At 74.4% G+C, this 13281-nt stretch carries 12 protein-coding genes; 8 read left to right on the top strand and 4 right to left on the bottom strand.

Annotated features, from left to right (window positions below):
- Positions 1–17: 17 nt before the first annotated feature.
- The 6 genes from BLW85_RS00615 (at position 18) to BLW85_RS00595 (ending at position 5579) form a co-directional block, all read left to right on the top strand.
- Positions 18–302: a DUF6059 family protein gene (locus BLW85_RS00615; protein ID WP_074990003.1), complete on the top strand. Its 285-nt coding sequence runs from the start codon at positions 18–20 to the stop codon at positions 300–302.
- Entirely contained in the window at positions 299–1825 is a 1527-nt protein-coding gene (locus BLW85_RS39095) for an acyl-CoA dehydrogenase family protein (RefSeq protein WP_074990002.1), read from the top strand. The genes BLW85_RS00615 and BLW85_RS39095 overlap by 4 nt, the downstream gene beginning before the upstream one ends.
- Complete coding sequence (locus tag BLW85_RS39090) at positions 1822–3570, top strand: acyl-CoA dehydrogenase family protein (protein ID WP_074990001.1); 1749 nt, start codon at positions 1822–1824, stop codon at positions 3568–3570. Before BLW85_RS39095 ends, BLW85_RS39090 begins: the two co-directional genes overlap by 4 nt.
- The gene (locus BLW85_RS39085; RefSeq protein WP_074990000.1) at positions 3567–3899 is read left to right on the top strand and encodes an acyl carrier protein; all 333 of its coding nucleotides are present in this window, start codon (positions 3567–3569) and stop codon (positions 3897–3899) included. Before BLW85_RS39090 ends, BLW85_RS39085 begins: the two co-directional genes overlap by 4 nt.
- Positions 3896–4765 carry a 4'-phosphopantetheinyl transferase family protein gene (locus BLW85_RS00600; RefSeq protein WP_244174767.1) on the top strand — a complete coding sequence of 290 codons (870 nt, stop codon included), beginning with the start codon at positions 3896–3898 and terminating at the stop codon, positions 4763–4765. The genes BLW85_RS39085 and BLW85_RS00600 overlap by 4 nt, the downstream gene beginning before the upstream one ends.
- Positions 4766–4976: 211 nt before the next feature.
- Positions 4977–5579 carry a response regulator transcription factor gene (locus BLW85_RS00595; protein ID WP_074989999.1) on the top strand — a complete coding sequence of 201 codons (603 nt, stop codon included), beginning with the start codon at positions 4977–4979 and terminating at the stop codon, positions 5577–5579.
- A 55-nt stretch (positions 5580–5634) separates the two neighbouring features.
- Here the strand turns inward: BLW85_RS00595 and BLW85_RS00590 are convergent, their stop codons facing one another.
- The 4 genes from BLW85_RS00590 to BLW85_RS00575 all read right to left on the bottom strand — a co-directional run bounded on the left by BLW85_RS00590 (position 5635) and on the right by BLW85_RS00575 (position 11069).
- Positions 5635–6900 (bottom strand): sensor histidine kinase, encoded by a 1266-nt coding sequence (locus BLW85_RS00590; protein ID WP_079172184.1) that lies wholly within the window; start codon positions 6898–6900, stop codon positions 5635–5637.
- Positions 6901–6962: 62 nt separating this feature from the next.
- The gene (locus BLW85_RS00585) at positions 6963–8426 is read right to left on the bottom strand and encodes a SagB/ThcOx family dehydrogenase (protein WP_074989998.1); all 1464 of its coding nucleotides are present in this window, start codon (positions 8424–8426) and stop codon (positions 6963–6965) included.
- 43 nt (positions 8427–8469) lie between these two features.
- Positions 8470–10782 (bottom strand): TOMM precursor leader peptide-binding protein, encoded by a 2313-nt coding sequence (locus tag BLW85_RS00580; protein ID WP_074989997.1) that lies wholly within the window; start codon positions 10780–10782, stop codon positions 8470–8472.
- Complete coding sequence (locus tag BLW85_RS00575; protein WP_074989996.1) at positions 10779–11069, bottom strand: TIGR04351 family putative TOMM peptide; 291 nt, start codon at positions 11067–11069, stop codon at positions 10779–10781. Before BLW85_RS00575 ends, BLW85_RS00580 begins: the two co-directional genes overlap by 4 nt.
- Positions 11070–11355: 286 nt before the next feature.
- On the opposite strand from BLW85_RS00575, the gene BLW85_RS00570 reads away from it, so the two are divergent.
- Together BLW85_RS00570 and BLW85_RS00565 are read left to right on the top strand one after the other, a co-directional pair.
- Positions 11356–12177, top strand: coding sequence for an AfsR/SARP family transcriptional regulator (locus BLW85_RS00570; protein ID WP_244174766.1), 822 nt, complete (start codon positions 11356–11358; stop codon positions 12175–12177).
- A gap of 172 nt (positions 12178–12349) precedes the next feature.
- Positions 12350–13186 carry an AfsR/SARP family transcriptional regulator gene (locus BLW85_RS00565; RefSeq protein WP_074989995.1) on the top strand — a complete coding sequence of 279 codons (837 nt, stop codon included), beginning with the start codon at positions 12350–12352 and terminating at the stop codon, positions 13184–13186.
- Positions 13187–13281 lie beyond the last annotated feature (95 nt).

Raw genomic sequence — 13281 nt, 5'->3', positions numbered from 1 at the left:
GCAGAGGAGAGGGACGGGTGAAGAGGTGCTGGCGGAGGCTGGGCGGTGTCGTGGTCCGGCTGCTCGCCACGGAGGGAATGCAGGCGGTCTGCGTCTGCCTGGGCGGACCTGTCCCCCTGTCCTGGCTGAGCGGCCCCGAGGCGGACGCCGCGGCCCCGCCCCTGCTCGGCCCACCGCCGCTGCACCCCGAACGGGTCCGCGCGGACCTGCCCCTCACCGACCTGGAGCGCTGGCTCGAGCGGACGCTGAGGGCGGGGCCGTACCCGCTCCGGGCCGCCGACCGCGAGGCGGGCGAGCCATGACGGGGGAGCGGAGGCGGCTGCGGTTCCGGCGCTTCGCGACCCGGCTGGAGCGGGCGCTGGACGGCGGCGGGGCGGTCCGGCGCCGCAGGCGTCCGGGGGTATGCGCGGCACTCGACCGGTGCGGGCTGTCCGCGTACTACGTCCCCGCCGAGTACGGCGGCGAGCTCACCGATTACACCGAGCTCCATCAGGCGCTGCGCATGGTGGCCCGGCGCGACCCGGGCGTCGCGCTGGCGCACGGCCGCACGTTCCACGCGGTGGCGCCGGTGTGGGTCTCGGACGATGCGGTCGCGGCGCACCGGGTCGGGCGGCTGGTCGTGGGCGGCACGCGCATCGCGTCGTCGCTCGCCGTGCCCGGCATGGGTCCGGAGCCCCACACCGGCGTCTCCGCGTACCCCGTGGTGGGCGGCTACCGCGTCGACGGCGAGGAGTGGGTCGGCGACGACCTGGCGCCGGGTTCGTACGTGAGCCTGCTCTCCCGGACCTCGCCGGTGGCCACCCCTCGCGCCCACTCGCTGCTGCTGCTCCGCCCCGACAGCCTGCCCGGCCGCGGCGGCCCGTCCGGAAGCCGGCGGCTCGCATTTTGCGACACGCGGGTTGGTGCGGACGCCCTCGTGGGCGGTGAGGGACGCGGTGCGGAGATCGTGCTGAAGGCACGTCAGCTGGGATGGGCGGCCGGTTCGGCGTTACCGCTCGGCGCGGCCGAGCACGCGCTGCGCGAGCGGCTGGCCGGCAGCAGGCCGCCGCAGACCCGGCGATTCGCCGAGGCGTACGCGGACCTGCTGCTGTGCGAGGCGCTGAGCCTGGTCGCCGTCCGCTCGGTGCATTTGCTGCCGGGCGAACTGAGCGTCACCTCGGCCGTGGTGGGGCTGCTCGTCCCGGAACTCACGGGGGCCGCCGCGCTGGCGGAGGACGCCCATCTGTGCCGGGAGGTGCTGGCGGCGCAGTTCAGGTCGCTCGTGCGCGGCCACCGCTCGCCCCACGACCACCGGCCGCAGCTCGACCGGCTGTTCGGTGCGGCGGAGGCCGTCGTGCCGTTCGCGCCGGAGCGGATCGGCCTGTTCTCCCGGCACGGCAGCGCGGTGCTGGGCACGCTGCCGCTGTCCGTGCGGCGGCTGCGGCATCTCGCCCGTGCCGCACCGGAGTTCGGTGTGGCGGCAGGCCACGCCGAGCGGCTGCTCGAGGTGACCGACACGCTGCACCAGCGACTGCCGGGACCGGCCGTGACCGGCGACCCGGGCCTGGGTCGCGGGTACGCGCTGTGCTTCGCGGGCGCGGTCTGTGCCGGGCTCTGGCTGGGCGGCGGGCCGGCGGTGGGGGACGGCCCCGACGGGCTGTGGCGGGACGGCCTGTGGCTGGAGGCGTGCCTGACGCGCGTCCTCGCCCACCTCGGCGTCCGGCCGCCGTCCGGCGCCGACGGGGCGCTCTTCGACCGGCTGGCCACGGTGATGATCCGGCAGTACGAGGACGGGAGGCCCTTCTCCCTCCTCCCGTTCCCGATGGCGGAGGGAGAACCGAGATGACGCAGGAACAGGTCGTCGAGCGGCGGGTCGCCGCGCTGGAGGAGCTGCTGGGGGACCCGGAGGCGTCCGGCAACCCGTTCGGCCACCGGGCCCTGCGCGCCGCCGACGAGCAGGGCGCGCCCGACCCGCGGGCCGCGCGCGAGCTGCTCCGCTTCGGCTTCGCCACCGAGCTGGTGCCCGAGGAACTCGGCGGGCGGCTGACACGGTGGGACGGACTCGTACGGATGGCCCGCGTCCTCTTCCGGCGCGACACCCCGCTCGGCACCGCACACGCCGCCGCTTCGCTGCCCGGCGCCGTGACGGTCTGGGCGGCGGGCGCCCCCGGGCAGCGCCGGCGGGCCGCCGAGCTGCTTCTGCGCGGCGGTACGCTCGCCGCGGCCCACCAGGAACTCCCCTACGGCGGCGAACTGTTGCGGGGCGAGTACGACGCGGTGCCGTACGGGGGCGGCTTCCTGCTCGACGGCGTCAAGCCCGCCGTGGCGCACGCGGCGCAGGCCGACGCGCTCGTCGTCTTCGGCCGCACCTCCCCCGACCAGGGCGGCCACAGCCACTCCGCGCTGCTGGTCGATCTCGCCGGTGCCGACGCCGACCGCGTCCGGCTGATGCCGCGGGACCCGGGCGCGGTCGGCGACGGCCACCGCCGCGGGCTGGAGTTCCACGACCTCCCGGTGCCCGGCGACGCGCTGCTCGGCGGGGCCGGCGACGGGACCCCGCTGGCGCTGCGGTGCCTCCAGGTCACCCGCTCGCTCGTGCCCGGCATGGTGCTCGGCGGAGCCGACACCGCGCTGCGCACCGCGGTGGAGTGCGGGCTGCAGCACCCGTCGTACGGCGGGGCGCCGCTCGAACATCCGCACCACCGGGCCGCGGTGGCGCGGGCGTTCGTCACGCTGCTCGTCTGCGACTGCCTCGCGCTCGTCGCCGCCCGTGCGCTGCATCTGCTGCCCGAGCACTCCAGTCTGCCCACCGCGGTGACCGAGTACCTGGTCCCCGGGCTGCTTCAGGAGACCGTCCAGAACCTCGCGCCGGTGCTTGGCGCACGCTTCCACGCCGACGAGGGCGGCTACGGCGTCCTCCGCCGCTACCTGCGCGACCTGCCCCGGGCCGGGCTGGGCAGGGCGGGCGCCGCCGCCGGTCTGGCGGCGATGCTGCCGCAGTTCCCCCGGCTCGCCGGCGATGCGTGGCTGCGCGGGCCGGGCGCGCCCGCCGCGCTGTTCACCGACGGCCCGCTGCCCCCGGCCGACCTGGGCCGGCTCGCGCTCACCGCCGGCGCGGACCCGCTCGCCGGGACGCTCTGCGAGGCGGTGCGGGCCTGCGGCTCGTGGCAGGGACCGCCCGGGGTCGGCCCCGCCGCCCTGGAACCGCTGCGCGAGCTGGCGCAGGGCCTCCAGGACGAGCTGCGCGGGCTGCGCGAGGACTGCCGCGCGCTGCCGCCCGGCGAACCCGCCGCGCTCGCCACGCCGCCCATGTACGCGCTCGCCGACCGGTACGCACTCGTCACCGCGGGCGCCGCGTGCCTCGGCGTATGGCAGGCGCACAGCGGCGACCCGGACTCCTTCCTCGCCCAGCCGGCCTGGGTGACCGAGGCGCTCATGGGCCTCACCCAGCGGCTTGGCCGCCCGCTCCCGGCCCGTCGCACGCCCACCACCGAGGGGGTCCTGCGAGAGGTTCTCGACCGTTATCACAGCGGGCGCACCTACGACTTGTACGCGTCGGGGATGGCCACAGGGGAGGGAGTGGGGACGTGAGCGACGCCGAGGTGTTCCACCGGGAAGCTGGGCGGTTGGGCGAGTGGCTGACCGGGTGCCTGGCCGACCTGCTCGGGTGCGCGGTGTGGGAGCTGGACGTGACGCGGACCTTCGAGGAGAACGGGCTGCACGCGCTCGGCGCGGTGGCGCTCGCCGCGGAGGCGGAACGCGCCTGCGGCACCGTGCTGGAGCCCACCGCCGCGTGGGACCACCCGACCGTGGGTTCCCTCGCCCGGCACCTCGCCGCCGAGCGGCGGCGGGCCCGCCTCGCGCTCGACGGCGTCCCGGGCGCCCCGAGTGCCCTGGGCGCGGCGGGTGAGCCGTGGTGAACGACGTGCACGACGTGAACACCGCCCTGTCCGACCAGCGGCCGGTGCGGCTGCGCGGTCCCGCCGGTCCCTGGCAGCGCATCGAGCGCAGCCTGCACGAGCGTGGCGCGGCCCTCGTCTACGGCGTGCTCGAAGACTGGCGCCCCGCCGACCTCGACGACGCCGGGCTACGCGACCTGCTCGGCGCGGACTGGGAGCGCTACGCGGGCATGGCGCACGAGCCGGTGCGGGCCCGTTTCGCCGCCTCCCGACGGCTGATCAAGTACGTCGCCGGGCGGGCGGTCGGTGCGCCCCCGCACTCCGTGGAACTCGCCTACCGGCCCGGCGGGCGTCCGTACCTGCGCGGCTGCGCGCAGCTCGACATCAGCCTCAGCCACACCGGGGACCTGTTGCTGGTCGGGGTCTCGGCGCGCGGCGGCATCGGGGTGGACGTGGAGCTGACCCGGCGGCGCATGCGGCTCACCGGCATGGAATCGCGTTTCTGGACCCCGCACGAGATCGCGCAGCTCGGCGAGGTCGGCGAGGACCGGCGGCCCGGCGAGATGGTGCGGCTGTGGACGCTCAAGGAGGCGTACAGCAAGGCGATCGGACAGGGGATGCGGTTCCGGTTCAGCGCCTTCGGGTTCGATGTCGACGCAGGCCGGCCGCGCGTGCTCACCCCCGACGGCGAGCCGGGCACCGGGCCGGAGTGGGTCTTCGGCACCGCCCGGGTGGCGGACGCCTACACCGTCAGCTGGGCGATGCACGACACCGGGCCGTACGTACCCGGAGGACGGCACCGCGGTGACACGGCCGCCGCCGCGCTGCTCGACGTCTCGCTGGCGGGGGCGATGGCGGGAGCACCGAGGGCGCCACTCGCGGCGTGACGGGCGGTTGCCCCGTCCGGGACGCGGACCGGTGGGGTCGCGTCCCGGACGGGGTCTGCGGTTATCGGACATGGATTCGGCTGGGCGTCCGGCGTACGATCCGTCTGACCGCTACGCACCTTCTGCAGTGCCGGACCACTGCGGTGCTTGATTTCTGCTGCCCTTGACCAGAGCAGACGCCTGACGGAGCACGACACGGGGGAACTTGGGCATGAAGGTCCTGCTGGCCGAAGACATGCACATGGTGCGCGGGGCGCTGGTGGCTCTCCTGCGGCTCGAACCCGACATCGAGGTGGTGGCAGAGGTGGCCGACGGCGACAAGATCGTTCCGATGGCCCTCGTCCACCAGCCAGACGTCGCCGTGATCGACATCGACCTGCCGGGCGTGGACGGGCTGACCGCCACGGCCGAACTCCGCCGCAAGGTGCCCGACTGCCAGTCGCTCATCCTGACCAGCCTGGGGCGGCCGGGCACCTTCCGCCGTGCGCTCGCCGCAGGCGCCCGGGGCTTCATCCTCAAGGACGCCCCGCCGGACCAGCTCGCCTGTGCCATCCGCCGGGTGGCACAGGGCGAGCGGGTGGTCGACCCGGAGCTGGCGCTCGCCGCCTGGGACAGCGGCGACAACCCGCTCACCGAGCGGGAGACGGAAGTGCTGAAGATCGCCGGTGACGGCGCGGACGCGGCGGAGATCGCCGGCCGGCTGTTCCTGTCGGTCGGCACCGTCCGCAACTACCTGACGGCCGCCGTGACGAAGCTCGGCGCCCGCAACCGGCTCGACGCGGTGCGCATCGCCCGTGAGGCGGGATGGGTCTGAGGGCGACCGCCCGTCAGCCCCGCCGAGGGATCCGCCGGTCGGACCGGCCTGTGGGTCAGCCGCGGCCGGCGCCGGCCGCCGGCGGCGCGGGGGCGGTCTCGGCGACCAGGCGGAACCAGCCGTCCTCGTCCACCCCCGCGGTGAGCCGTCCGCCCACGGCCGTCATGCGCTCCGTGAGGTTCTGCAGTCCGCTGCCGCCCCGGCTCCCGCCCCGTCGCCCAGAGTTCTCCTTCGCGGGCACCCCGTCGTTGGCGATGCACAACCGTACGACACCGTCCCGCTGGGTCGCCTCGATGCGGCAGCGGGACGCCTCGCTGTGCCGCATCACGTTGGTGACGCCCTCGCGCAGGACCGTGGCGAGCTCGGTGTCCGCCTCGGCGCTCAGCCGGTCGTAATCGATCCTCACATGCGCCTCGATGCCCGCGACGGAGAGCACCGAGCGGGCCGAGGACAGCTCGTTGAGCAGCGACAGCGAGCGATAGCTGTGCGCCACCTCGCGCACGTCCGCCAGCGCCTGCCGCGAGATGTCGATGATGCCGAGCAGCTCGTCGCGGGCCTGGTCCGGCGCCCGGCCGACCAGCTGGCAGGCGAGCTCGCCCTTGAGCGTAATCGCCGAGAGGCTGTAGCCGAGCAGGTCGTGCAGGTCCCGGGCGAAGCGCAGCCGCTCCTTGACGATCGCGATACGGGCGAAGTCCTCACGTGCCTCGTGGACGGCGATGGTCAGCGTGGCCAGCCGGATGAGGCTGTAGACGATGATCCCGGTGAGCAGGGAGGAGACCACCATGTACGGCACCGCCACCGTGCCGAACCCGGAGCGCGCCCCGGTCGACAGCGCGATGAGTGCCACCAGCGTGCCGAAGACCGCGATCCCCTTGCGGGTCTCCAGCACCAGCAGCGCCGATGCGCCGACGAAGCCGCCCATCCCGCCCCAGGCCCACCCGAACAACGCGCACGGGAGCACGACGAGGAGCACCTGGGCGAGCAGGATCGCCCGCCCGTAGCGGTCCCGCAGCGGACGCAGCCGCGGCAGTGTCTGCGCCACCTGACAGCCGATCAGCGCCGGCAGCACGGTGAAGACGAGGGCGATGTCGAGCGGTGTCACGCCCTGGTCGAGGATGTCGACGACCTGCATGACGAAGAAGCCGGCCATGACGGTGAAGACCACCGCGAGGGCGAAGTGCGGTGGCGGCGCCTCGGCGCCGAGCGGAAGCCCCGAAGGCTGTCCGGTCGGCTCTCCGCCCCTGCAGCGCATGGTCGAGTCCTCATCGACCCGGCCCTCGTCGGGACCGGCGCTTCGCAGGTGGTCGGCCTGCGTCGGCATAGCATCCTCCCCCGGTCAGCTCGCCAGGGGGTGATCATACATTTGGTGGAAAACAATCGCGCTCATGTCCGGTTGACAATTTCCCGGCGCTCCTGGTCCGGAAGCGAACCGAGGATGAATTCCCCCACCGCGGACTCCTCGCGCCAGTCCAGCCCGAAGGCCCGGGCCGACCGCTCGGTGTCGCCGGTGCCGATGGCGCACCCGGCGATCCGCAGGGCGGTCGTCAGCAGATACAGCGTCTGCTGCACCACGCCGACGTGCTTGAGCGTCAGCGCGTAGGCGATCCCGCTGTACTTCCACGACACCCGGGCGAAACGGGCGGTCATGGTCAACAGCACGTCGGGCGTCTCGGACATGCCCGCGCCCGCCTTGGCGTCCGCGAGCATGCCGCGCAGCGCGGCCTCGTCCGCGGGCAGTCGCACCAGGCAGTGCTCGGCGGGTGCGTAGTAGTAGATCCCCGGCTCCAGTCCCTGGCAGCGGGCCACGCTCACATAGAACTCCAGCTCGTAGCAGGCGCCGCCGCTGGGGTAGGGCCGATCGGCGTCGCCGCCGCGCACCCGCAGCGCCCGATGGAGCACCTCCCCGAGCTGGTCCAGGGTGAGCGGGCTCCGGCCGTGGCTGCGCGCGGAGACGCGCTGCTCGATCGCCTCGGTCACGGACAGCCCCGGACCCTCGTCGCCCGGACCGCCGTCGCCCGGCCGGGGCAGCGCGACGCGGGTGCCGTCCGGCAGGGGGCGGATCCGCGGCGGCGGGTTCTGGACGCCGCGCAGGGCGTACTCGGCGCCGAAGACGCCGTCGGTGAAGCCCGGCCGGCTGCGCCAGTGGAACATCAGGTCGTGGTGGGACCAGGTACGCAGCACCGGGTCGGCGTCCTCGGCGAAGACCGCGCCGTCCGCGCCGCGGGCTTCGTCGGCCGCCTGCACCATCCCGGTGGCGAGCAAGTACGACAGCAGCGTACGCACCGTCCCCGGGTCGACCGGCAGCCGCTCGGCCGCTTCACGCGCCGTCGTCGGCGTGGCGAGCGAGGCGATGAGCCAGCCCGCCTTCGGGCGCGGGAGGACCACCCGGAACGGCGACAGCGGCGACTCGAGCACCGCCCCGTCGCCGGTGGAGCGCAGCGCGGCGAACCGGGACAGCCGCAGCCGCCGGTCCTCCGGCGTCGGCGCAGGGCGCAGCCAGGCGTCGGCGGCCGTGGGCACCACCGACATCAGCGGGCTGCGGCCGTCGGCGGCGGACACCGAGCGCACCACAAGCCCGCCGAGCTGCTGCAACTCCACCATCAACCGCACCCGTTGCACCAGATCCGAGGTGCCCCGGATGTTCTCGAGCCGCCCGGGGCCCAGCTCCATGCGGCGCAGCACCTCCCGCAGCATCGGCGAGGGGTGGTTGACGCGCACCCCGCCCCAGCGCGACTGGACCTCCAGCGCGGACCCCTCGTCCTGGACGTAGGCGTCCTCGCGGAGCGACCAGAGTCCGTCGCTGCCGGCGAGGAGCAGCGGATCGGTGGGCTGAGTGAGAGGGGACACAGCAAGTCCTGGGAGTCGGGGACGGGTTGAACGAACCAAGGCGTCAGACGAACAGGGGGACGGGGTTGAGGTCGTCGTACGGCGTCGGCGCGGCCAGTCGGCCGAGCTCCACCGGCACGTCGTACAGCCGGCCCGGCGCGAACCGCGGCCAGAAGTGGCGCAGCCCGGGCACGATCACCCGGACCACCGGCAGTCGCAGGTCGGGCTGGGTCTGGTCGAGCAGCAACACCTCCATGCCGCGTTCCTCAAGGCGGTGGCGCAGCGCGTCGATGTCGTCGAGCAGGTCGGCGGTGGGCCGGTAGCCGTAGTCGCCCGGGGTGCGCGGCCGCACCGCCCGGTCGGGCGCGAGGTAGGGCAGGGTGCCACGGCGGGCAGTGCGCCACCACTCCAGCGCGACCGGGTCGGAGCAGGTGTAGCCGGTGCCGTCCGGCCCGGCGTCCAGCACCGCGGGCAGGAGCTGGTTCATCTCCGACAGCGCCCGGCAGAGCGCGACCGCCGGGTCCGGGTGCGCGCCGAAGCCGAAGACGATGTCCTCGCCGGCCCCGGCCGGCTCGTCAGTCCGCCGTGACAGCGCGGTCATCACCGGCACCCCGAGGTCCGAGGTGAGGTCGAGCACCCACACCTCGCGCCCGAGCGCGGCGTGGGCCTCCTCGACGCGGGCGGTCCACGGATCGCCGAACGCGTCCATGTCGACGGCGGGCTGGCGCGTGCGGTTGTACCACCACAGCGCCACCGCGTCCCGCTCGACGAGCTCCAGCAGCCCCTGGAGCGCGGCGTCCTCTACCGTGCTGCCCGCCGCACAGCCGTTGGAGTCGGCCCGGGTCATCCGGCGGCCCACCGGGTCGGGGGCGTTGTAGTACAGCAGGGCGCTGGGCAGCAGCAGATGACGGCCGCGGGTGAGCGACCACACCGGCGTCCAGTCGAGTACCGCGTCCTCGTCGAAGCGCTCCGGAACGAGGTGGAAGGGGTGGCCCGGGGTGTTCCACGTGTCGCGCTCGCGGTACTGCCGTTCGTGCCACAGCTGCACGTCCAGGGGGGACATGGCGCGGTCGCCCAGCGATCGCAGCGAGCCGCGTACCCGCGCTTCGTCGCCCTGCCAGGTGCCGCTGATCCGCTCCACGCCCTCGCACAGCGCGCCGACCCGGGCCTCCAGGGCGGTACGGCCCTTGCCCGCGCTCTCCTGGCGCAGCGAGGTGCGCCGCTCCGCCATCCGGCGCGGGCCGAGGGCCTGGTTGTAGCCGGCCCGGTAGACGTTGAGCAGGTCGGGGCCGCGCTCGTCGCGGCGGATCTCCTTGAGGACTCCGGTGACCGGGCTGACCAGGTCCCCGTACCGCTCCAGCACCGCCCGCGGGGGCAGCGCACGGTGGCCGCCGCCGCCACGGGACGCCTTCGGGCGGGACTCCAGGCGCACCGGCTGCCCGGCTCGCTCGGCGGCGAGCCGCGGGTTGCCGCACTCGGAGCACTGCGGGCGGTGGGCGAGCCGGTGCCGGCGCGTTGCCGGCCCGAGCGTGTCGAAGGTGACGACGTAGTCCTGCGCGTCATGGCGGTTCCCGGCGAGCCACTTGGCGCACTCCAGTGCGGCGAGCCCGGCGCCGAGGGCGACGGTCACCGGCAGCGCCGCCCGGGGCGCGAGCAGGGCGGTATCGCCCGCGTGGCCCGGCACCGACGACTGCGCGGCGCGTCGCCCCCGCAGCCGGTGCGCCAGGCAGTGCCAGCAGGCGCTCTCGCCGGGCCGGAAGACCGGGCCGATCCACACCGTGCTGCCGTAGGGCTTGGCGAGCAGCCAGGGCCGGCCGGTGGCGCGGTGCGCCGCGTCCACCCCGGCGAGCCGCGGGTCGAGGTAGTCCTCGCACACCACCAGGTCGAGGGCGGTGTCGCCGGAGTCGTCGGCCGGGTCGTCGACGACGGTGATCCCGGCGTCCCGGCAGGCGGTGCGTACGGCCTCGGTGCGGGCCGGGTCGACGTCGGCGACCTCGGTCAGCCGCAGCCTCATCGGCCGTCCGGCGGCCCGCCGCACCCGCTCCCCGCCGACGATCTCCCAGTACGCCTCGGCGGCGCGGTCGTCGCACGGCGCGTGCTGCGGGGCGCGGTGGTCGAGCAGCCCCGAGCGTGTCAACTGACCGACCAGCTCACCCACTTGAAGGCAGTCCAGTTCGGGCGCCGCCTCCCGCAGCAGCGCGGGCATGTCGCGCGTGCCGTCCAGCAGCGGCGCCAGCCGCGCCATGGCGGTCCCCGGCACCGTGGTCACTCCCCGCTCGGAGACCAGGTACACCCCGTCCTCGGCCACCACCTGCGGGCGCAGGTGCGGCTTGAAACCGATGCGTACGGTCCCTGCGTTCCCCCCTGCCACGTTCATGCGGCGAGCGCCCCCACCGCGCCGCAGACGGCCGTCATCGGCTCGTCGGCCAGGCTCAGGCAGAAGGCCGCGGCCGGCGCGGCGGCGGGCAGGGTGTCGAACCGGTCCACCACCACCTCGAGTTCCTCGCTGCTGGGCAGCGCCGGCACCGGGCAGCCAGCCGGCAGCTCGATACCCGCCTCGGCGAGCACGCGGCGCGGCTCGGCGAGGTAGCGCTCGCGCAGCGCCGGCTCCATCCAGGTGCGTGCGATGAGCTCCGCGAAGCGCCAGTCATGGGTGAGTGACATGGTCTCTCCTTACGCGAGTTACACACGAGTCGTGCGCCACCGCCCTGTCGCATCGGGTCGGTCGAGTCGGCCGCGAGGCCGGCTTCAGCGCTCATCGAGGAGTAAATGCCACCGGCGAGGACCGGACCAGTGCAGACCTCATCCACCGGGTATGACGGATTCACGGTTTCCGGGGGAAAAACGCACCGCACCGCGGTGAGCGGCGCACTGGTCCGGAGCAGGCCGAAATGTGACGGTGGCGGAGTCCGGTCGTAGGGCGTCTGCCCAGGGGGAAGTGAGGGAAACCGTGATCGCTGACATAAGACTCCTCGGGCCGCTGCGTGCCCGGATCGGCCAGGTGTCCGTGGTCCCGACGGCCGCCAAGCCGCGGCAGCTGCTGGCCCTGCTCGCGGCGCGGGTGGGCCAGATCGTGACGGTTGACACGCTGACGGCGGAGCTGTGGGGCGAGGAGCCTCCGCGCAGTGCGGCCACCACGCTGCAGACGTACGTGCTGCAGCTGCGCCGCCGCATCAACGCGGCCACCCCCGAGCGCGCCGACGGCTCCGCCAAGGAGACACTGCGCACCGAGCACGGCGGCTACCGGCTGGACATCCCGCTCGAGTGCGTCGACCTGCACCGGGCACGCGACCTGATCAGCCACGGGCAGCAGTCGCTCGCGGGCGGCGACGACCGGACGGGCGAGCGGCTGCTGAGCGAGGCACTCGCGCTGTGGGACGGGCCGACCCTGGTCAACGTACCGACCGGCCCCCAACTGCGCATCGAGTCCATGTCCATGGAGGAGAGCCGGCTCGGCGCGGTCGAGATGCGCATCGAGGCGGGGCTGCGGCTCGGCCGCCACCCGCAGCTCCTCGGCGAGCTGGCCCGGCTCACCGCCGAGCAGCCGTTCCACGAGGCGCTGCACGCCCACTACATGGTGGCGCTGTACCGGTCGGGCCGGGCCGGCAAGGCGCTGGAGGTCTTCCGGCGGCTGCGCACCACGCTCATCGACGAACTCGGGCTGGAGCCCTCCCCCCGCGTACAACGGCTCCACCAGGCGATTCTCGCCTCGAGTCCCGACCTCGACGCCGTCCCCGCCCCCGCCCCCGCCGCGGTGGCGCAGGGGTGGTGACCGTAGTGCCGTGTCCGGTGCGCGCGCTGTCCCGTATGCACGCTTCTGCGCGGGTCGAGCCCGGCTCTAGGACTGCTCGCGATGGTGCGCAGACCGTCGTCAAGGCCCGTCGCCGAGGCCCGCCGGCAGGCCGTACCCAGGCCGTCTCCAGGCCGTCCCCAAGGAGTAACGCATGCTCGACATCAGTGTTCTGGGGCCCTTCCGGGTCGCCCTCCGGGGCAGGCCGGTGGTGCCCACGGCCGCCAAACCCCGCAAGGTGCTCGCGCTGCTGGCCCTGTGCCCCGACAGCTTCGTCTCCGTCGACGCCCTGATGGAGGAGCTGTGGCAGGACCACCAGCCCCGAAGTGCCGCGACGACCCTGCAGACCTACATCCTCCATCTGCGCAACCTGATCGCCGCCACCCTCGAGGACGTCCCCGGCGCCGCCGAACTCGACGCGAAGGACGTCGTCGTGACGAAGGCGGGCGGGTACCTGCTGGACACCCACGGCGGCACGGTCGACGTCCGCGAGTACCAGTCCCGGGCCGTCGCCGGTCACCGGGCCATGACGGCGGGGGAGTTCGCCACCGCCGCCGACCGGTTCCGCGAGGCGCTCGCGCTGTGGCAGGGACGGGCCCTGGTGGACGTGCAGACCGGGCCACGGATGACCGCCGAAGTGCTGCACCTGGAGGAGTCCCGGCTCAGCGTCCTCAGCCGCCGCGTCGACGCCGACCTGCGGCTCGGCCGCCACCACGAGATCCTCGGCGAGCTGGTCGGACTGTGCGTGGAGCACCCTCTCGACGAGACGTTCCACGGGCAGTACATGGTCGCGCTGTGCCGGGCCGGGCGCCGGGGGCGGGCTCTGGAGGTCTACGCACGCCTGCGGCAGGCGATGAAGTCCGAGCTGGGGACGGAGCCGTCGCAGGCCATGACCGCGCTGCACCGGACGATCCTGAGTGACTCCGGCATCGACTGGGAGCCCAGGACGGCGAGCCGGGGCGGCGCGGTACGACTGCCGCAGGCCAGTTGAGCGCGCCGGACTGAACGGCTGCGGACTCACTGAGGTTCGAGAGCGCTTCGACCGGTGCGGCGCACGATGGCTGCGTCCAGGGCACCGGGGAACAC

Origin of the sequence: Streptomyces misionensis, assembly GCF_900104815.1 — a bacterium.
In the GTDB taxonomy this organism is placed as follows: Bacteria; Actinomycetota; Actinomycetes; order Streptomycetales; family Streptomycetaceae; genus Streptomyces; species Streptomyces misionensis.
Note: the sequence above shows the minus strand (reverse complement) of the source record. Positions and strands in the feature narration are given on the sequence as shown.